Below are 331 nucleotides of genomic sequence, written 5' to 3'. Positions count from 1 at the left end.
GTCGATAAGGGCTCAGCTGAGCATCCAGTATCAGGTGCGAACGAACATTCATCAGCGCCACCAGACGCAGCATTGGAAAAGGTGTCTGGCGTTCGGTCGGCGTATTTCCAGAGCCGAAATGATCGCGTAACTCGGGTGTATCCGGGGTGCGTAACAGTGCACCGTCCACGGCAAACACTTGCAGGCCCTGCCAAGCATCATCCTTGTAGCGCTCGGAGCCCCATTGAGTGCCGGTTTTGCGAAATAGCCACTCGACAGGATCTGAACCGAGCCGCTTGCGGGCTTCTGTTACACCGCTACGAGCCAGCAGATGATCGGTTGCCAAGCCTTG

1 pseudogene is annotated in these 331 nt (G+C 57.1%); it reads right to left on the bottom strand.

Annotated elements, in window-relative coordinates:
* Positions 1 to 331: pseudogene (locus tag AACY52_RS31855) on the bottom strand (IS4 family transposase); the annotation flags it as partial.

The sequence above is a fragment of the Pseudomonas sp. EA_65y_Pfl1_P113 genome, assembly GCF_963970525.1.
In the GTDB taxonomy this organism is placed as follows: Bacteria; Pseudomonadota; Gammaproteobacteria; order Pseudomonadales; family Pseudomonadaceae; genus Aquipseudomonas; species Aquipseudomonas tritici.
Note: the sequence above shows the minus strand (reverse complement) of the source record. Positions and strands in the feature narration are given on the sequence as shown.